Genomic DNA, 18,445 nt, shown 5'->3' on the forward strand with positions numbered 1-18,445 from the left:
CGGTGAGGCGGGTGCACCCCTCCCGGCCCGCTCCCTGGATCTCGCCCCTGCTGTACGCCGCCGTGCTGGCCGCCGGCTGGTACGCGGCGGCCGCCGGCCTCGGCGACCCCGGTCGCGGGGCCACCCGCCCCCTCCTCTTCACCGCCGGCCTCGCCGCGCTCCTCGCGCTGGACCTCGGCGAGGCCCGCCTCCGGCCGGGGCGGACTCCCGTCCCGGCCACCGTGGCCCTCCTCGCCCTGCGCGCGGCCCTCATCGCCCTGGTGGCCGCGGCCGACGGCTCCGGGCTGTCCCGGGTGCTGTTCGTCCTGGTGCCGTTCACCGCGTACTTCGCGCTCGGCCGGGCCTGGGCCTTCGGCCTCGCCGCCGCGTGCCTGGCCCTGGTCCCGTTCACCACCCCGCGCTGGTACGCCCGCCCGGAGGCCGTGTCCGACCTGCTGATGCTGGGCCTCGGGCTCGTCCTGACCCTGGCCATGGCGTCGGGAGCCGTCGCCGAACGGCGGCTGCGGGCCCGTCTGGAGGAGTCGTACCGGCAGGTGGCCGAACTCTCCGCAGCCGCCGAGCGCACCCGCGTCGCCCGCGACGTCCACGACGGACTCGGCCACCACCTCACCGCCGTCGTCGTGCAGCTGGAGAAGGCCCGCGCCTTCAGCGAGCGGGACGCGGAGGCCTCGCGGCGGGCCGTGGAGGACGCCCACCGCTCCGCCCGACAGGCGCTGGCCGACGTACGCACCTCCGTGAGCGCCCTCCGTGACGAACCGTTCCGGCTGCGAGCCGCCCTGGACGCGCTGGTCGGGCACCATGACGATGTGACACTTCACATGGCGGGCGAGGAGGCGGCGTACGGCACCGCCGCCCTCACCGCGCTCTACCGGGCCGCCCAGGAGGGCATCACGAACGCCCGCCGCCACGCCTCGGCCGGCCGCATCGAGGTCACCGTCGACCTCGACGCGGCACCCGCCCGGCTGACCGTCACCGACGACGGGCGGGGGATCGGCGGCGCGGCCGAGGGCTTCGGACTCCGGGCCATGCGCGAACGCGTCGAACTCGCGGGCGGCAGCGTCGAGATCACCGGCGCGGCGGGCACCGGCACCCGGCTCACCGTCACCCTGCCCGGGCCGGACGGGAGCCTGCCCGGGCCGGACGGACCCCCGACCCGGCCGGACGGGAGCCTTCCCCGGCAGGCCGCCCCGTGACCGCCGGGCCGGTCCGCGTCCTCGTCGTCGACGACCAGCGGCTCATCCGCGAGGGCATCGCCTCCCTGCTCGGCATCCAGCCCGGCATGGAGGTCGTCGGCACCGCCGCCGACGGCCGGGAGGCCCTGGCCCAGGCCGTCACCCTCACCCCGGACGTGGTCCTCATGGACGTCCGCATGCCCGGCCCGGACGGCGTCGAGACCCTCGTCGAACTGCGCCGCCGCGCGCCGGACTGCCGGGTCGTCATGCTGACCACCTTCGACGACGAGGAGTACGTGGTACGGGCCCTGCGCGCCGGGGCGAGCGGCTACCTCCTCAAGGACCTCCCCCCGGCGGAACTCGCCGACGCGGTACGGCTGGCCCGTGCCGGGCTCACCCCGCTCGACCCGGCGGCCACCGCCCGCCTCGCCGCCGCACTCGACCGCCCGGCGGCCGAGGCCCCGGCCACCGGACCGCTCACCGCCCGCGAGGCCGACGTACTGCGCCTGGTCGCCGCCGGCGCCACCAACCGCGAGATCGCCTCGCGCCTCCGCCTCAGCGAGGGCACGGTGAAGAACCACATCTCCCGCATCCTCACCCGCCTCTCGCTCCGCGACCGCACCCAGGCCGCCCTCTACGCCCGTGACCAGGGCCTCCTCTGACGGGGTCCCAGGAGCCGCCGTACGCTGGCGGACATGCAGAAGATCGCGGTCAACAACGACACGGGCGCCCCGCTCACCCTGTGGGTCGAGCCGCTCGGCGAGGACTACTGGCTGAACCCCGGCGAGTGCTTCACCGTCAGCTCGGACACCGAGCTGGCCGACCCGGCCACCGTCGCCCCCTTCGAGGTCACGGTCCACGCCCGGGGCGTCAGCGTCTTCTCCAACGTCGGCCACATGGCAGGCGTCCAGGACGCGTCGGGTACCGAGGTCCACTGCGGCCACCAGCGCCCCACCGAAGCGCCCTGACGGCCCCGCCCCGGCGCCGGTCAGCCCACCGGGACGACGTCGGCGGTCCACGCGTCGGGGGCGGCCGGCGGGTGCCAGACCACCGTGACCACCGTGCCGTGGAAGTCACGGGCCAGGGAGGCGACCAGGTCGGCCGCCGCGTCGCGGGCGGTGGCGGCGGACGCGTCCGCGGGAACGCCGGCCAGACCGCCGCACACCGTGCCGCCGTCCGCGGTCGTGAGGCTCTGCCGCCAGCCGCGCGGGGGCGCCGTGAGGAGGATGCCGCGCGGCAGCGCGAACGGCGGGCGGGGGGTCTTCGTGCGTCGTGCCATGCCGCCATCCAACACGCCCGGACGGGACCGGTGGAATCCGGACCGGGGCGGGTAGGGGGATCCTCCGGGCCCGGGGCGGCTGATACGTTCGAACGTCCTGGTCGAAGCTGACAAAGGTGGTTGTACTGTGACGCATCACGTACGAGGTGTCATCGCGCGCGGCAAGGGCGCACCGGTGGAGACGGCCACGATCCTGGTCCCCGACCCCGGGCCCGGCGAGGCGCTCGTACAGGTCAAGGCCTGCGGCGTGTGCCACACCGACCTCCACTACCGCGAGGGCGGCATCAACGACGAGTTCCCCTTCCTGCTCGGCCACGAGGCGGCCGGGGTCGTGGAGGCCGTCGGACCCGGCGTCACCGACGTCGCGCCCGGCGACTTCGTGATCCTCAACTGGCGTGCGGTGTGCGGAAGCTGCCGGGCCTGCCGGCGCGGCCGCCCCTGGTACTGCTTCGCCACCCACAACGCCTCCCAGCCCATGACCCTAGAGGACGGCACCCCGCTCTCGCCGGCGCTCGGCATCGGCGCCTTCGCGGAGAAGACCCTCGTCGCGGCCGGCCAGTGCACCAAGGTCGATCCGGCCGCCTCCCCGGCCGCCGCCGGGCTCCTCGGCTGCGGTGTCATGGCCGGTCTCGGTGCCGCGCTCAACACCGGGAACGTGGGCCGCGGCGACTCCGTCGCCGTCATCGGGTGCGGGGGCGTGGGCAACGCCGCCGTCGCCGGCGCCCGCCTGGCCGGCGCGGCGAAGATCATCGCTGTGGACCTGGACGACCGCAAGCTCGACCTCGCGCGCACGCTCGGCGCCACCCACACCGTCAACGGCCGCACCGACGATGTCGTCAAGGCCGTCCAGGCCCTCACCGACGGCAACGGCGCCGACGTGGTCATCGACGCCGTCGGCCGGCCGGAGACCTACCGGCAGGCGTTCTACGCCCGGGACCTCGCCGGCACCGTGGTGCTGGTCGGCGTACCCACCCCGGAGATGAAGCTCGAACTGCCGCTGCTCGACGTCTTCGGGCGCGGCGGCGCGCTCAAGTCCTCCTGGTACGGCGACTGCCTGCCCGAACGCGACTTCCCCGTGCTCATCGACCTCTACCTCCAGGGGCGGCTCGACCTCGACGCGTTCGTCTCGGAGACCATCGCCCTCGACGAGGTCGAGGAGGCCTTCGCGCGCATGGAGCGCGGCGAAGTCCTCCGCTCCGTCGTGCAGTTCTGACGCGGGGGCGGCCGCCGGGCCGGCGGGTTGCACCCCGCGGGCCCGGCGGCCGGCCGCCACCACCTCCTCCGCGCGCCGAGGGCTCCGCACGGCCCTTCGCGCAATGTCACACCTCACCCCACCGACCGACACCCACCGCAACCCGCCCACCCACCCAAGGAACCCCTCATGCACCGCTACCGTCAGCCGGGCGTGCTCCTGACCGACCACCACTTCACCGTCCCCCTCGACCACGACGACCCGCGCGGCGAGAGCATCGAACTCTTCGCCCGCGAGGTGACGGCGGCCGGGAAGGACCCGGCCGGCCTGCCCTGGCTGCTCTACCTGGAGGGCGGCCCCGGGTTCGGCGCCCGGCGGTTCACCGGCCGGGGGGCCTGGCTCGGCCGCGCCACGCAGGAGTACCGCGTCCTCCTCCTCGACCAGCGCGGCACCGGACGCTCCACCCCCGCCAACCGGCAGACCCTGCCCCTGCGCGGCACCCCGGCCCAACAGGCCGACTACCTCGCACGCTTCCGCGCCGACTCGATCGTCCGCGACTGCGAGGCCATCCGCCCCGGACTCACCGGCGGCGCGCCCTGGACCGTGCTCGGCCAGAGCTTCGGCGGCTTCTGCACCACCCACTACCTGTCCACCGCGCCCGAGGGCATCCACACCGCCCTCGTCACCGGCGGCCTGCCCTCCCTCGACGCCACCGCCGACGAGGTGTACCGCGCCGCCTACCCCCGCATCATCCGCAAGAACCTCGCCCACTACGAGCGCTACCCGATGGACGTCGAGCGGGCCCGCCGCATCGCCGCTCACCTCGCCGAGCGCCGGCCGGTCCTGCCCGGCGGATTCCGGCTGACGCCCGAGGCCTTCCAGTCCCTCGGCCTGATGCTCGGCGCCGCCGACGGCAGCCACCAGCTCCACTACCTGCTGGAGGGCGCCTTCGTCCGTACGCCGTCCGGGCACGAGCTGTCGGACGCCTTCCTGGAGGGCGTGCAGGCGGCGCTCTCGTACGCCGGACACCCGCTGTACGCCCTGCTCCACGAGGCGATCTACGCGCAGGACCCGGGCCGGGCCACCGACTGGGCCGCCGAGCGGGTCCGCGCCGAATTCCCGCGCTTCGACGCGGAGAAGACCCTCGCCGGCGACGAACCGCTGCTGTTCACGGGCGAGACCGTGCACCCCTGGCTCTTCGAGACCGACCCCGCCCTCGCCCCGCTGCGCGAGACCGCCCACCTGCTCGCCGCCCGCACCGGCTGGGGACCGCTGTACGACCGGGCGCGCCTGGCCGCGAACCGGGTGCCGGTCGCCGCGGCCGTCTACCACGACGACATGTACGTCGACACCGCGCACTCGCTGGACACCGCCCGGTCGATCCGGGGGCTGCGGACCTGGGTGACGGACGAGTTCGAGCACGACGGCGTCCGCGCCGGCGGCCCGCGGGTCCTGGACCGGCTGCTGGCGCTCGTACGCGACGAGGTCTGAGGGCCGGGGCGCCGGGGGACCTGGAAGGACGCCGGGAGCGCCGCCCCCTACGGCTCGACGAAGGGGCGGGTCAGGTGCGGGGTGCCGAGCAGGGCGCCCCGCTCCCTGGCCAGCTCCAGCAGCGCCTCGCGCGAGGCCCGGGCCGACACCGGGTCGCTCTCGTACGCGTACGGCACCTCCGGGCTCACCCACTGCACGGCGTGCACCAGCACGTCGCCCGTCAGCACCAGGTCCCGGCCGGCCCCGTCGACCAGCACGGACTGGTGGCCGGGGGTGTGCCCGGGGGTGAGGAGCAATGTCACATGTGAACCTATACGGTGACGTCCCGCCACCTCCCGCAGCACGCCCGCCCGCCGCAGCGGCGCCACCACCCGGGTCAGCGCGGGCGCGTCGGGCGCGAGGGGTGCGGTCTCGTCCCGCTGGACCAGGTAGGCGGCCTCGGTGAAGTACGGCTCGCCGTCCGGCCCCACGGCCCACCCCACGTGGTCCCCGTGCAGGTGGGTCAGCACCACCGTGTCCACGTCGGTCCGGGCGATGCCCGCCCGTGCCATGAGCTCCGGCAGCCGGCCCGGCACCGGCGCCCAGTCGGCGGCCGGCGCGTCGGCGGGCCCGACGCCGGCGTCCACCATCGTCACCCCGCCGTCGGGGCGCCGGATTGCGAAGCAGCGGAACTCAAGCCGCCAGGTCCCGCCCGGCCCGAAGGCCTCGGGATCGGCTGCCGCGGCCCGCTGCCAGTCGTCCTCCGTCGCGCCGGGGAAGAGCGTACGGACCAGGGTGGAGGACTCGAACAGGCCCGACGCGTCGGACAGCGGGACCACCGCGGGTCCGCCCGGCAGGGAAATCTCCAACTCGTCTCCCGGGTAAGGGAATCACGCGAACGACTGACCTATTGTGCGGATCATGACCGACCAGCTGAAGCCCATGCCCACCGACTGGCAGCGCGCCCTCGCCGTGGTCGCGCACCCCGACGACCTCGAGTACGGGTGCGCCGCCGCCATCGCCGACTGGACCGACGGCGGCCGTGAGGTCGCGTACGTCCTCGCCACCCGCGGCGAAGCCGGCATCGACACCCTCGACCCCGCCACCTGCGCCCCGCTGCGCGAGGCGGAGCAGCGCGCCAGCGCCGCCGTCGTGGGCGTGTCCACCGTCGAGTTCCTCGACCACCGCGACGGCGTCATCGAGTACGGACTCGGCCTGCGCCGCGACATCGCCGCCGCGATCCGCCGCCACCGCCCCGAACTCGTCATCACCCTCAACCACCGCGACACCTGGGGCGGCGTCGCCTGGAACACCCCCGACCACCGGGCCGTCGGCCGCGCCACCCTCGACGCGGCCGCCGACGCCGGCAACCGCTGGATCTTCCCCGAACTCACCGAGCAGGGCCTGGAACCCTGGAACGGCGTGCGCTGGGTCGCCATCGCCGGCTCCTCGTCCCCCACCCACGCGGCCGACGCGACGCCGGGCCTCGAACGGTCCGTCAAGTCCCTGCTGGAGCACCGCGCCTACATCGAGGTGCTCACCGACGAGGACCCCGAGACCTACTGCCGCACCTTCCTCACCCAGAACGCCCAGCGCGCGGCGGAGCGCTTCGGCGGCAGGCCGGCCGTCCCGTTCGAGCTCTTCGCCCGCTGACCGCCGCGGTCCGGCCGGCCCTTCACGCACGCCGAGCTTCCCCCTAATCTGACGACCCATCAATTTGAAGTCGCCAAGGGGGGAACGACGTGATCGACACGATCGGCACGGAGATCGCCGAGGGTGAGGAGCGCATCCGCCTGGACGTGGCGGACCACCTCGCGGTCCTCACCCTCTGCCGGCCCGCGAAGCTCAACGGCTGGAGCTGGGAGTCGACCCGCCAGCTCGGCCTGTTCGCCGACCGGATCCGTTTCGACGACTCGGTACGGGCCGTCCTGCTGCGGGCCGAGGGCCGGGCGTTCTGCGCGGGCATCGACGTGACCGCCCCCGGCGGTGCGATCACCGGAGCGTCGGCGGCCGAACGGACGCGCAACTACTACGAGGGCATCCGCTGGGTGCACGAGCGGTTCGCCGTGTTCTCCCGGCTGCCCCAGCCGGTCGTGGCGGCCGTCCAGGGCTACTGCCTCGGCTTCGGCTTCGAACTGGCGCTGATGGCCGACATCCGGGTGGCCGCCGACGACGCCGTGTTCGCCCTCCCCGAGGCCCGGCTCGGCGTGGCCGTCGACGCGGGCGGCGACCTGCGGATCGCCCGCGAGGCCGGCGCCGGCTGGGCCAAGTACCTGGCCCTCACCGGCCGCCGGATCGACGCGGCCACGGCCGAACGGCTGCGCCTGGTCCAGCAGGTGGTGCCGGCCGCCGACCTGGACGCGACCGCCCGGAGCATCGCCGCCGAGATCGCCGCACAGGCGCCGCTGGCCGTCCAGGGCATCAAGCGCTCCGTCGACGCCTTCGCCGACGCCGGCCTGCCGGCCGCCCTGGACCGCACGGCCATGACCGCCGCCCTCACCCTCACCTCGGAGGACTGCCGAGAGGGCTACACGGCCGCCGCCACCCGCCGCCCCCCGCACTTCCACGGCCGCTGACCGTCACCCGGCGACTGCCGCCGCCCCCACGCTCCCGAGGCCGACGACCGGCGTCCGAAGGCTGCCGCCCGCCCCACGCTCCCATGGCCGCCGACTCGCGCCCGGCAGCGGCGCCGCCGCGGTGCGCACACCCTGCCGAGCCCCCGCCTCCCGCCCCGTACGGCTCACGGCAGGATCGTCGACCCCAGCCCGCCCGGCTCCTTCGGCACCCACTCGGGCACGGCCCGCACCTCCGCCGGGTCGGACTCGTCCAGGCTCACGCGCCAGCCGTCCGCCGCCCCCTCCTCGTTGGTCACCCGCACGTTGATGCCCTTCACCTGACCGGTGTCGTGGAAGTACAGGACCACGAGCTGGCGCTGCGATCCCTCGTCGTAGAACTCGGCCGTCACCCGCCCCCGGGCCCCCTTCCCGAAGGCCCCGACCCAGTTGGCGGCGGTCTTCCGCGCGTCGGAGCCCCGCTCCTCCTCCGCCGTCATCTCCGCGAGGGCCTCGCTCTCGCCGTCCCCGAGGGCCCACACCACCTGCTGCGTGACCTGGAGCGACCCCGCGGACGGATATCCCACCACGCGCAGCGGCCGGTGCTCGGAGTAGCTCTCCAGGTACCGCACGGACTCGTCAGGCCCCCAGGCACACCCGGACACCACCCCCACGCACGCCAGGCCCACGACGGCAAGCCACACGCGTCGCCGCAGCGCCCCGCCCAAGTCCGTCCCCACTGTCCGCCCCCAAGATCGAAACGCCGACGACACCGCTGCGACCGCCCGGTCCTAGGCGTCGGGGAACCAGTCGTGGCCGGCGGCCCAGTGGCCGGCCCAGCCCGCGAAGCCGGGGGTCCCCGGCATCAGGGCGTCCGGAGAGTCGGGGCCGAACGGCAGGGCGCCCTCGCCGGCGATCTGCCAGACGTGGCCGCGCTGCGGGCCGGTGACGACCAGGTGCCAGTACATGCCGCAGCCGTCCGTGCCCAGCAGCAGCGAACCGTGGTCGAACACGGTCGCCGTACGGGCCTCGAACTCCTCCACCGACAGCTCCACCACGGCGTCGTCCTCCTCCCACAGCCACGCCCCGGTCAGCGGGAAGGGCTCGGCGAGCAGGCGCTCGGGACGGTCCGTGCCCCAGTCCTGCGGGGTCTCCGCCAGCGGGAGGAGGCCGTAGTGGGGCGGCCCGGCGGGCAGCCCGTCGCAGACCTCCGCCACGAACGTGCGGTACGGCTCCGGCAGCAGCACGCCGTGCTCCGCCTCGAAGGCCCGCACCGCCTCCCAGCCGGCCGGCGGCGCGGCGCCGGGCCGTGAAGCGAAGATCTCACGCAGGGCGGCCAGCTCGGCCGGGTCGCAGGTTTCCGTGTTCATGCCGGCCATCATGCACGGGTGCCGGGACCCGGCCGACGGCAGGGCGGCCACGGCCACGCTGCCGGGAGCGGGCCGGGCGGCGGGTTCCTGGACCCGGCCGGCGGCAGGGGGCCGCCCCGGGCAGCAGGTGCCGGGGCGGTGGTGCGGATACCGCTGCGGTGGGTTTCACGGCGGCGCTATCTTCGGGTTCGGGTTCGGGGGTGGGGATGCGGGGCGTGGTCAAGGGGGCGCTGCTCGGCGGGGTCGTCGCCGTGGTGGCCGTGCTCGCCTCGCTGGCCGCCAACGCGGCCACCGCGCAGGAGCGGTGGCCCGGCCTCCTCGACCAGATCCGGCAGCGGCCGTGGTGGTGGGTCGGCGGGCTCGGGACCGTGGCCCTGGTCGCCGCCCTCCTCACCGCCTGGCGCCAGGAGCGGCCCGCGGCCGTCGCCGGGGACCCCCCGCCGCCGCCCGCCGAGGCCGTCGCGGACTGGGTGGTCGGCCGGGCGGAAGGCGCCCGTGCCGTCGCCGCCGTCTGCCGCCGGCACCGCCGCGGGACGGTGGCCCTCACCTCCTCGCTGGACGGCGACGGCGGCTTCGGCAAGACCGTCCTGGCCCGCGCCGTCTCCGCGCACCCCCGCGTCCGCAGGCGCTTCCGCGACCGCGTGTACGTGGTCACCGTCGGCCGGGACGTCCGTGGCCGGGCGGCGGTGGCCGCCAAGGTGGCCGAGGTCACCCACTACGTCACGGGGGACACCCGCACCTTCGATGACCCCGGCCTCGCCGGCCGGCACCTGGGCCGCCTGCTGGACCAGCGGCCCCGCACCCTGCTGGTGCTGGACGACGTCTGGGAGGAGGAGCAGCTCACCCCCTTCCTCCAGGGCGGCCGCAGCTGCGTGCGCCTGGTCACCACCCGCGTCCCGGAGCTGCTGCCGCCCGGCACCCGGCGCGTCGTGGTGGGGGAGATGACAGAGGCCCAGGCCCGCGCCGTCCTGACCTGGGAACTCCCGCCGCTGCCCGAGGAACTGACCGTCGGCCTGCTGCGCGCGACCGGCCGCTGGGCGCTGCTGCTCCGGCTCACGAACCGGCTGGTCGCCGGTCAGGTCGCCGCCGGCGCGGACCCGTCCGCCGCCGCCCGCGCGGCCCTCGACAGGCTGGCCGCGCACGGCCCCGCCGCGGGCGAGTCGCCCGGACCGGTGACGGCGCTCGACCTCGACGATCCGGTACGCCGGTCCACGGCCGTACGCGCCACCGTCGAGGCCGCGACCACCCTGCTGCCCGCCGACGGGCCCCGACGCCTGGCGGAGCTCGGGGTGTTCGTCGAGGACGAGGCCGTACCGGTGGCCCTCGTCGCCCGCCTCTGGGCGGTCACCGGCGGGCTGGACGAGACCGCGACCCGTACCCTCTGCGGGCGCCTGCACCGCCTCTCCCTCGTCTCCCTCACGCCCGGTGACGGCGGCCGGCTCACCCTGCACGACGTGCTCCGCGACTACCTGCGCGGCGAACTGGGCGAGGCCGAACTGCGCCGGCTGCACGCCCTGCTGGCCGACGAGGCCGGTCCCGCGCCCTGGGAGGCCACCGACGGCTACCTGCTGGACCACCTCGTCGAGCACCTCCTCGCCGCCGGCCGCACCGACCGCGCCGAGGCGCTCGTCGCCGACCTCCGCTGGGTCGAGGCCCGGCTGCACCAGCGCGGCCCCTCGGCCCCCTGGCAGGACGCCCGCCGCGTCCCCACCGGCACCGGCACCCGCGTCGCCCGCGACCTCGACCGCATCGCGCACCTGCTCGCCCCGCTGGAGCCCGCGGGCGCCCTGACCGCCACCCTGCACAGCCGCCTGGCTCACGAGCCCCTCTGGCGGGAGCAGGTCGGGTCCCGGCGCCGGGACCCGGGGGTGCACCCGCTGCTGTACAACCGCTGGGATCCTCCGGACCTGCCGGACAGCCGGCTGCTGCGCACCCTGACCGGGCACACCCGGGCCATCGAGACGCTGGCCGTCGCCGCGACGGGGAGCCGGATCGCCAGCGGCGACAGGGCCGGGTACGTACGGGTGTGGGACGCGGAGTCGGGCCGGTGCGTGCGGGTACTGCGGCACGGTTCCGACCCGGTGAACACCCTCGCGCTGTCGCCCGACGGGCGGATCCTGGTGACCGCCGGGTACGGCCCGCGCCTGAAGATCTGGGACGTGGAGACGGGAACACGGATGGCCGGCGGGCGCGGTCACCGGCTCGCCGTCACCGGTGCGGCGTTCGCCCCCGACGGCGCCTGGCTGGTGACCGGCAGCGGTGACGGCACCCTGCGGCTCTGGGAACCGGGCCGGTGGTGGACGGTGCGCGCGTTGCAAGCCGGGGGCCCGGTGTACCGGATGAAGATGGCGGCAGACGGTTCCCACCTCGCCACCGGAAGCGACTCGGAGCTCAGCCTCTGGTCCACGGCGAACTGGCGGCGCACGCCTGCCCTCGGCACCGGCGGAACGCTGCGGCCGGTGTTCGACCTCCTCCCGGACGGCTCGCTGGCCGTGGTCGGGCCCGAAGGCCGGGTGGAGCTGCGCGACCTCGGCGGGCACCGGCGTCCCGTGGCGCACGGCCTCCAGCGGATCGACGGCCTGGCGCTGGCCCCGGACGGCTCCTGGTTGGCCGTCGCCGATGAGCACGGGGTGCACCTGTGGGACGCGCCGCAGGGGATACCGCTGGGTTCGGTGCGGCCCCGCAGCTCCTGGGACCGGCCGCTGGCCGCAGCCCCCGACGGCAGTTGGATCGCCACCGGTTCGAGCGATGGCACCGTACAGCTCTGGGCAGTGCGCGGCGCGTTCCCGGACACCCCGGCCCGCCGTCCCGATGGCCAGTACGCGGTGGCGTTCGCCCCGGACGGCAGTTGGCTGACGGCCCGGTACCGCGGAGCGCTCCGGCTGGCGGACCGGGCGACGGGCGGGCGGCTCGCCGGTTTCACGCCGGTGCCTTCGAACGTCACCGCCGTGGCCGTCGCCCCGGACGGCACGCGGATCGCTGCCGTCACGGACTTCTCCCTGACACGGGTGTACCAAACGGCCACGGGCAGGCACACCGACCTGCCGGGGACCGCCCACGACGTGGTGTTCGCGCCGGACGGCTCCTGGCTGGCAGTGGCGCTCGAAACCGGCACCGTCGAGGTCTGGGAGGGGGGCCCGGCGCAGCGTCCGACGAGGCTGACCGGGTCCCGGGCGGCTTGCCACGCCTTGGCCGTGGACCCCGGCGGGAGCTGGATTGCCGCAGGGGACGCGGACGGCACCGTCCGTGTGTGGACCGCGTACCCGGGCCCGGGCGGCTGGCGCCCGGGCCCGGTCCTGCCGGGGCATGTCGGGAAGGTGCCGGGTCTGGCGGTGTCGCCGGACGGCGGGCTGCTCGCCTCGGCCGGAGCGGATGGCACGGTCGTGCTCAGGGCCACGGGCACCTGGACCCGCATCCGCACGCTGACGGGGCATGAGGGCGGGGTCAGTGCCGTGGCGTTCTCGCCGGACGGCTCGTGGCTCGCCTCCGTGGGCCAGGACGCGACCGTCCGCGTCCGGTCGGCGGACACCGGCGGGCTCGTGACGGCCCTGCGCACGGAACGGCCGCTGTCGGACTGCGCATGGAGCCCCGACGGCCGGGACCTCGCCGTGTGCGGCTCGGGCGGGCTGTACCTCTTCGGGTTCCTCGGCCCGCCCGCTACGGGGTGAACGGGCCGCGGCCCAGCTGCTCGCGGAGCGGGGTGACCTCCGGGTTGACCAGGCTGCGGCGCTGCCAGTTGGCGCCGTCCACCACCAGCGTGTGTCCGGTGATGAAGGAGGCGTACGGGGAGGCCAGGAAGGTCGCGGCCCAGCCCAGTTCGCGGGGGAGGCCGACGCGGAGCGCGGGCTGGCGGAGGGCGGCGGTGCCCTCGTCGCGGGTCAGGCCGGCGCGGATGTCGGCGGTCATGTCGGAGTGCGGGACCAGGCCCGGGACCAGGCCGTTGACCTGGATGCCGTACGGGCCCCACTCCACGGCCAGGGTCTCCGTGAGGCTCTTGACGCCGGCCTTCGCGGCCGCGCTGTGCGCGAAGCCGGGGCCGCCCGTCCAGGCGTACGAGGCGCCGATGTTGAGGATCGAGCCGGGGGTGCCCGCGGCCAGGTGGCGGCGGCCGAACTCGCGGGTCGTCAGCCAGGTGCCGGTCAGCGTGGTGTCGACGACCGCGCGCCAGGCGTTGGGCGACATGTCCTCGGCCGGTACGGGGAAGTTGGCGGCCGCGTTGTTGACCAGGACGTCCGGCAGTCCGGAGGCGGCCACGGCGGCGTCGAAGACCTCCGCGATCCGCTCCGGGTCCCGGATGTCGCAGAGGGCGGCCGTGATCCGGCCGGCGCCCGGCTCGGCGCCGTCCGCGCCGTTCCGGCCGGCCGCCCCGTTCGCGCCGTGCGTGATCTCCGCCAACTCGGCTCGCGCCTGCTGGAGTTGCTCGGCTCGCCGACCGACGATCACCACGTGCGCGCCGAGCCGGGCGAACTCGGCGGCGATGGCCTTGCCCAGGCCGGTGCCGCCGCCCGTCACCAGCACCGTCCGCCCCGCGTACGTACCGGGGGGCAGGGCGCTGGCGCCGAGCGGCGGCGGGGCCGGCAGGCCGGGCATGGGCTGCTGCTGAGGCGGGTGCTCCGCCGGGCCGTGCTCCGTGGACTCCATGCGCGCATCGATAGCGCGCCGGGCCTCGGATCACCAGCCCCGTGCCGGCGGTCAGAGCGCGTACGCCTGCTTGCTCGCGCACGTCCAGACGGCCGCGGACTCGCCCACGAGGTGGTCGTGGTCGATGACGGTGCCGCCCACGCGGTCGTCGTCGGAGACGGCCTTCGCCCGGCCGGTCGCGTCCGCGTTCGGCAGCGGCAGGGTGAGCATGGGGCCCGAGCCCGGCCAGTACTGCGGCTTGAGCTTCTGCGGGTAGCCCTCCTCGTACGTCATGGCCGAGCCGACGCTGACGTTGGTGGTCGGGCTGATCGCGTACAGGTCGCCGTCCTCGTGCCCGGGGAGTTTGCCGGGCAGGGTGGGCAGCGCGTCGTAGGGCTTCTTCCACACCTGGGCGGTGGTGCGGTACCAGGCCTTCATGTTGACGTCCTCGAAGCCGACGACGCGGCCCGCGGCGTCGATGTCCTTGGCGCGGTTGCCGATGGTGTAGTCGGCCTGGTTCTCCACGAGGAGGCTGTACGGGTCGTAGCCGCCGGCGGGCCACACCACCGGGTGGCTGTTGCCGACGGGGTAGTCGCCCGCCTCGTCCCAGTAGTACGTCCAGGCGGTGCCCACGATGTCGCCGCGCTTGTTGATGCCGACCGCGCCGACCTTCGTGCCGGCGTGGGCGTCCGCCGGCACCGGCAGGCGCCGGACGACCTGGCCGTCCCGCCAGACGGTGGCGGTGCCGGCGGCGGTGCCGACCACGTACCCGGCGTCGTTGACGTCAGCCCCCCAGCTGTAGTCCCCGGCCGCGCTGAGCAGGGTGACGGCGGCGTCGCCCTTGCGGTACGTGAACGCGACCGCGTCGGTCCCGTTGTTGCGGGTCAGCGAGCCCACCATCAGGCCGCCGGCGTTCACGGCGTTGACCTGGCCCGTGGTCCAGCCCGCGGGGAGCGGGACGGCGGTGACCTTCACGCCCTCCCAGAAGACCGGCCTGCCTTCGCTCGACCCCACCGACAGGTCGCCGGCGCCGAAGCCGAGGACCTCGCCGTTCGCGTAACCGTCGCCGACCGTAAGCGACTTGAGGAGCAGCAGTTCGGGCTTGCACGGCTTGGGCGCCGGTGCGGCGCCGGCCGGGCCGGCGACGCCGACGAGGCCGGCGGTCAGGGCGGCGGTGATGCAGACGTGCTTGAGCTTGTTCACGTGGTGTCCCCCCATGTGAATGGTTCGTGTGGGGGACATGTTGCCTTGTGTGACGGCGGATCGGGGCGGAACGGTACAGACCACTTTTCGTGGGGTGTTCACGTCGAGTTCGAGCGCCCGGGTCGGAGCGGCGGGCGCTCCGGCCGCCTCCCGTGCGCGGACCCGCCGCGGAGCATTCCCTTCCGGGCAAGCGACCGCTTAGTATGCCCCGGAGCGTGGTCCCTCGACGGCGGCTGGAGGCCCCGGATGCAGGCATGGCGAGTACACACCCACGGCGAGCCCCGCGAGGTCATGCGCCTCGACGAGGTGCCGGCCCCCGAACCCGGCGAGGGCGAGGTGCGGCTGCGCGTCCTGGCCGCCAACGTCAACTTCCCCGACGCCCTGCTCTGCCGGGGCCAGTACCAGATCCGCCCCGACCTGCCCTTCACCCCCGGCGTCGAGGTGTGCGGCGAGACCGAGGACGGCCGACGCGTGATCGTCAACCCCCGCCTGCCGCACGGGGGTTTCGCCGAGTACGTCACCGCCGACGCCCGCGCCCTCCTGCCGGCCCCCGAGGCCCTCGACGACGCCGAGGCCGCCGCGCTGCACATCGGCTACCAGACCGGCTGGTTCGGCCTGCACCGCCGGGCCGGCCTGCGCGCGGGGGAGACCCTCCTCGTGCACGCCGCCGCCGGGGGCGTCGGCAGCGCCGCCGTCCAGCTCGGCAAGGCGGCCGGGGCCACCGTCATCGGCGTCGCCGGCGGCAAGGCCAAGGCCCGCACCGCCGAGGAACTCGGCTGCGACCTGGTGATCGACCGGCACGCCGAGGACATCGTCGCCCGGGTGAAGGAGTTCACCGGCGGCCGCGGTGCCGACGTCGTGTACGACCCGGTCGGCGGCGACGCCTACACCGCCTCCGCCAAGTCCGTGGCCTTCGAGGGCCGCATCGTGGTCGTCGGCTTCGCAGGCGGCACCGTCCCCGCGCCCGCCCTCAACCACGCGCTGGTCAAGAACTACGCCATCCTCGGACTGCACTGGGGCCTCTACAACACCAAGGACCCGGCCGCCGTCCGCGCCTGCCACGACGAACTCACCCGGCTCGCCGACGCCGGCGCCATCAGGCCACTCGTCAGCGAGCGCGTCCCGCTGGACCGCGCCGCCGACGCCGTACAGCGCGTCGCCGACGGCACCACCACCGGCCGCCTCGTCGTCCTCCCCGGAACCGGAGGCGCCCGATGACCGGCATCACCGCCGCCGACGTCACCGCCCGGGTACGGGACCTCCTCGCCGCCCACCCGCCGGCCAGCACCGACCGCCTGGACTTCCTCCGCGCCCGCTTCGACGCCGGCCTCGCCTGGGTCCACTACCCCGAGGGCCTCGGCGGCCTCGGCGCCCCCCGCACCCTCCAGGCCGTGGCCGACGCCGAACTGGAGAAGGCCGGGGCGCCAGACAACGACCCGCGCCGCATCGGCATCGGCCTCGGCATGGCCGCGCCCACGATCCTCGCGTACGGCACCGAGGAGCAGAAGCGCCGTTTCCTGCGGCCCCTGTGGACCGGCGAGGAGGTGTGGTGCCAGCTCTTCAGCGAGCCCGGCGCCGGCTCCGACCTCGCCGCCCTCGGCACCCGCGCGGTCCGGGAGGAGAGCACCGCGAGCACCGCGGGCCCCGGCCCCGCGGAAACCGCCGGGGACTGGATCGTCGACGGCCAGAAGGTGTGGACCTCCAGCGCCCACCTCGCCCGCTGGGCCATCCTCATCGCCCGCACCGACCCCGCCCTGCCCAAGCACCAGGGCATCACGTACTTCCTCTGCGACATGACCGCCCCCGGCGTCGAGGTCAGGCCGCTCCGCCAGCTCACCGGCGAGGCCGAGTTCAACGAGGTCTTCCTCACCGGCGTCCGGATCCCCGACGCCCACCGCCTCGGCGCCGTCGGCCAGGGCTGGGAGGTGGCCCGCACCACCCTCATGAACGAACGCGTCTCCATCGGCGGCATGCGGCTGCCCCGCGAGGGCGGCATGATCGGCCCGGTCGCCGCCGCCTGGCGTGCCCGCCCCGAACTGCGCACCCACGCACTCCACCGGCGGCTCCTCGCCCTCTGGGTCGAGGCCGAGGTGGCCCGCCTGACCGCCGAGCGGCTGCGCCAGCAGCTCGCCGCCGGCCAGCCCGGCCCCGAGGGCTCCGGCATGAAGCTCACCTTCGCCCGCCTCAACCAGGAGATCAGCGGCCTGGAGGTCGAACTCCTCGGCGAGGAGGGCCTGCTGTACGAGGACTGGACGATGCGCCGCCCCGAACTCGTCGACTTCACCGGCCGCGACGCCGGCTACCGCTACCTCCGCTCCAAGGGCAACTCCATCGAGGGCGGCACCAGCGAGATCCTCCTCAACATCGTCGCCGAACGCGTCCTCGGCCTGCCCCCCGAGCCGCGCGACGACAAGGACCTGCCCTGGAAGGACCTGGCCAAGTGAGCGACCTGCGCTACACCGACACCGAGGAAGAACTCCGCGCCGCCGTACGGGGCCTGCTCACCGACCGGGCCCCCGCAGCCGCCGTACTCGCCCGCGCCGAATCCGGCACGCCCCACGACCCGGCGCTGTGGGAGGCCCTCGGCGCCGGGATCGGCGCCGCCGGGCTGCTGGTCCCCGAGAAGCTCGGCGGCCAGGGCGCCGGTCCCCGCGAGGCCGCCGTCGTGCTGGAGGAGCTGGGCCGCGCCGTCACCCCGGTCCCGTACCTCACCAGCTCCGTCATCGCCACCGAGGCGCTGCTCGCGTGCGACGCCCAACTCCCCGCCGTCGCCCGTCTGCTGGCCTCCCTCGCCGCCGGCACGGCCGTCGCCGTCATCGCCCTGCCGCTCACGCTGGGGCCCGGCGCGCCGGCCCCCGCCCCGGTACGCGACACCGGCGGCGGACTGCTCAGCGGCACCGTCACCTCCGTGGCCGACGCGGCCGCCGCCGACGTCCTGCTCGTCCTCGCCGACACCGGCCTGTTCGCGGTGCGCGCCGAGGAGGCCGGCATCGACCCCGCCGTCCCCCTCGACCTCACCCGCCCCCTGGCCACCGTCCGCTTCGACCGCGCGTACGGCGAACCGATCGCCGGCCCCGTCACGGCCGCCGCCGTGCTGCGCCGGGCCCTGCTCGCCGGCGCCGGACTCCTCGCCTCCGAGCAGCTGGGGCTGGCCGACTGGTGCCTGGCCGAGACCGTGCGCCACGTCCGCGAGCGCCACCAGTTCAACCGGCCCGTCGGCTCCTTCCAGGCCCTCAAGCACCGGCTCGCCCAGCTCTGGCTGGAGGTGGCCCAGGCCCGCGCCGCCGCCCGCAACGCGGCGGACGCCCTGGCCACCGGGGACACCGAGACGGCCCTCGCCGTCTCCCTCGCCCAGGCCTACTGCTCGCGGGTGGCCGTGCGGGCCGCCGAGGAGTGCGTACAGCTGCACGGCGGCATCGGCATGACCTGGGAACACCCGGCCCACCTGTACCTCAAGCGGGCCAAGGCCGACTCGCTCGCGCTGGGCACCATCGGCCACCACCACGACCGCATCGCCCAGCTCGCCGCACTCCCGGCCCCCTGAGGGCCCGCCGGCCGGAGGCGTGCCGTTCCCGAACGGCGTCGGC

The 18,445-nt window shown here is 75.5% G+C and carries 17 protein-coding genes; 11 read left to right on the plus strand and 6 right to left on the minus strand.

Going from position 1 to position 18,445, the window contains the following annotated elements; all coding sequences use genetic code 11:
- Window positions 1-11 precede the first annotated feature (11 nt).
- The 3 genes from ACIF6F_RS25610 to ACIF6F_RS25620 are packed head-to-tail and all read left to right on the plus strand — an operon-like array spanning window position 12 to window position 2,140.
- Window positions 12-1,193: a sensor histidine kinase gene (locus ACIF6F_RS25610; RefSeq protein ID WP_399950911.1), complete on the plus strand. Its 1,182-nt coding sequence runs from the start codon at window positions 12-14 to the stop codon at window positions 1,191-1,193.
- Window positions 1,190-1,834 carry a response regulator gene (locus tag ACIF6F_RS25615; protein ID WP_399950914.1) on the plus strand — a complete coding sequence of 215 codons (645 nt, stop codon included), beginning with the start codon at window positions 1,190-1,192 and terminating at the stop codon, window positions 1,832-1,834. Before ACIF6F_RS25610 ends, ACIF6F_RS25615 begins: the two co-directional genes overlap by 4 nt.
- A gap of 33 nt (window positions 1,835-1,867) precedes the next feature.
- A complete protein-coding gene (locus ACIF6F_RS25620; protein ID WP_399950917.1) occupies window positions 1,868-2,140 on the plus strand; it encodes a hypothetical protein in 273 nt (90 codons plus the stop codon).
- A 20-nt stretch (window positions 2,141-2,160) separates the two neighbouring features.
- On the opposite strand, the gene ACIF6F_RS25625 is transcribed toward ACIF6F_RS25620, so the two are convergent.
- Window positions 2,161-2,451: a hypothetical protein gene (locus tag ACIF6F_RS25625; protein ID WP_399950920.1), complete on the minus strand. Its 291-nt coding sequence runs from the start codon at window positions 2,449-2,451 to the stop codon at window positions 2,161-2,163.
- Between the two features lie 127 nt (window positions 2,452-2,578).
- Here ACIF6F_RS25625 and ACIF6F_RS25630 point away from each other — a divergent pair, with 127 nt between their 5' ends.
- The gene (locus tag ACIF6F_RS25630) at window positions 2,579-3,664 is read left to right on the plus strand and encodes an S-(hydroxymethyl)mycothiol dehydrogenase (protein WP_399950923.1); all 1,086 of its coding nucleotides are present in this window, start codon (window positions 2,579-2,581) and stop codon (window positions 3,662-3,664) included.
- A 168-nt stretch (window positions 3,665-3,832) separates the two neighbouring features.
- Complete coding sequence (locus ACIF6F_RS25635; RefSeq protein ID WP_399950926.1) at window positions 3,833-5,134, plus strand: alpha/beta fold hydrolase; 1,302 nt, start codon at window positions 3,833-3,835, stop codon at window positions 5,132-5,134.
- A gap of 47 nt (window positions 5,135-5,181) precedes the next feature.
- Here ACIF6F_RS25635 and ACIF6F_RS25640 read toward each other — a convergent pair whose 3' ends face one another.
- Window positions 5,182-5,982, minus strand: a complete 801-nt coding sequence (locus ACIF6F_RS25640) for an MBL fold metallo-hydrolase (protein WP_399950929.1) — start codon at window positions 5,980-5,982, stop codon at window positions 5,182-5,184.
- A 52-nt stretch (window positions 5,983-6,034) separates the two neighbouring features.
- Between ACIF6F_RS25640 and ACIF6F_RS25645 the strand changes: the two genes are divergently transcribed.
- A complete protein-coding gene (locus ACIF6F_RS25645; protein WP_399950933.1) occupies window positions 6,035-6,766 on the plus strand; it encodes a PIG-L deacetylase family protein in 732 nt (243 codons plus the stop codon).
- An 89-nt stretch (window positions 6,767-6,855) separates the two neighbouring features.
- On the plus strand, window positions 6,856-7,689 hold the full coding sequence (locus ACIF6F_RS25650) for an enoyl-CoA hydratase/isomerase family protein (RefSeq protein WP_399950936.1): 834 nt from the start codon (window positions 6,856-6,858) through the stop codon (window positions 7,687-7,689).
- A 164-nt stretch (window positions 7,690-7,853) separates the two neighbouring features.
- On the opposite strand, the gene ACIF6F_RS25655 is transcribed toward ACIF6F_RS25650, so the two are convergent.
- On the minus strand, window positions 7,854-8,405 hold the full coding sequence (locus ACIF6F_RS25655; RefSeq protein WP_399950939.1) for a hypothetical protein: 552 nt from the start codon (window positions 8,403-8,405) through the stop codon (window positions 7,854-7,856).
- A gap of 51 nt (window positions 8,406-8,456) precedes the next feature.
- Window positions 8,457-9,047: an SMI1/KNR4 family protein gene (locus tag ACIF6F_RS25660; protein ID WP_399951368.1), complete on the minus strand. Its 591-nt coding sequence runs from the start codon at window positions 9,045-9,047 to the stop codon at window positions 8,457-8,459.
- 203 nt (window positions 9,048-9,250) lie between these two features.
- On the opposite strand from ACIF6F_RS25660, the gene ACIF6F_RS25665 reads away from it, so the two are divergent.
- Entirely contained in the window at window positions 9,251-12,703 is a 3,453-nt protein-coding gene (locus ACIF6F_RS25665; protein WP_399950941.1) for an NB-ARC domain-containing protein, read from the plus strand.
- On the opposite strand, the gene ACIF6F_RS25670 is transcribed toward ACIF6F_RS25665, so the two are convergent.
- Both ACIF6F_RS25670 and ACIF6F_RS25675 read right to left on the minus strand, forming a co-directional pair.
- Window positions 12,693-13,676 carry an SDR family oxidoreductase gene (locus ACIF6F_RS25670; RefSeq protein ID WP_399950944.1) on the minus strand — a complete coding sequence of 328 codons (984 nt, stop codon included), beginning with the start codon at window positions 13,674-13,676 and terminating at the stop codon, window positions 12,693-12,695. The two genes, ACIF6F_RS25665 and ACIF6F_RS25670, sit on opposite strands and share 11 nt — an antisense overlap.
- 51 nt (window positions 13,677-13,727) lie before the next feature.
- On the minus strand, window positions 13,728-14,858 hold the full coding sequence (locus tag ACIF6F_RS25675; RefSeq protein ID WP_399950947.1) for a hypothetical protein: 1,131 nt from the start codon (window positions 14,856-14,858) through the stop codon (window positions 13,728-13,730).
- 246 nt (window positions 14,859-15,104) lie between these two features.
- Between ACIF6F_RS25675 and ACIF6F_RS25680 the strand changes: the two genes are divergently transcribed.
- The 3 genes from ACIF6F_RS25680 to ACIF6F_RS25690 are packed head-to-tail and all read left to right on the plus strand — an operon-like array spanning window position 15,105 to window position 18,402.
- Complete coding sequence (locus ACIF6F_RS25680) at window positions 15,105-16,076, plus strand: NADPH:quinone oxidoreductase family protein (protein WP_399950950.1); 972 nt, start codon at window positions 15,105-15,107, stop codon at window positions 16,074-16,076.
- Complete coding sequence (locus ACIF6F_RS25685; RefSeq protein ID WP_399950953.1) at window positions 16,073-17,302, plus strand: acyl-CoA dehydrogenase family protein; 1,230 nt, start codon at window positions 16,073-16,075, stop codon at window positions 17,300-17,302. The genes ACIF6F_RS25680 and ACIF6F_RS25685 overlap by 4 nt, the downstream gene beginning before the upstream one ends.
- Window positions 17,281-18,402, plus strand: coding sequence for an acyl-CoA dehydrogenase family protein (locus ACIF6F_RS25690; RefSeq protein ID WP_399951371.1), 1,122 nt, complete (start codon window positions 17,281-17,283; stop codon window positions 18,400-18,402). Before ACIF6F_RS25685 ends, ACIF6F_RS25690 begins: the two co-directional genes overlap by 22 nt.
- The last annotated feature ends 43 nt before the right edge of the window (window positions 18,403-18,445 follow it).

This window comes from Streptomyces sp. NPDC086023 (assembly GCF_044540325.1).
Taxonomy (GTDB): Bacteria; Actinomycetota; Actinomycetes; order Streptomycetales; family Streptomycetaceae; genus Streptomyces.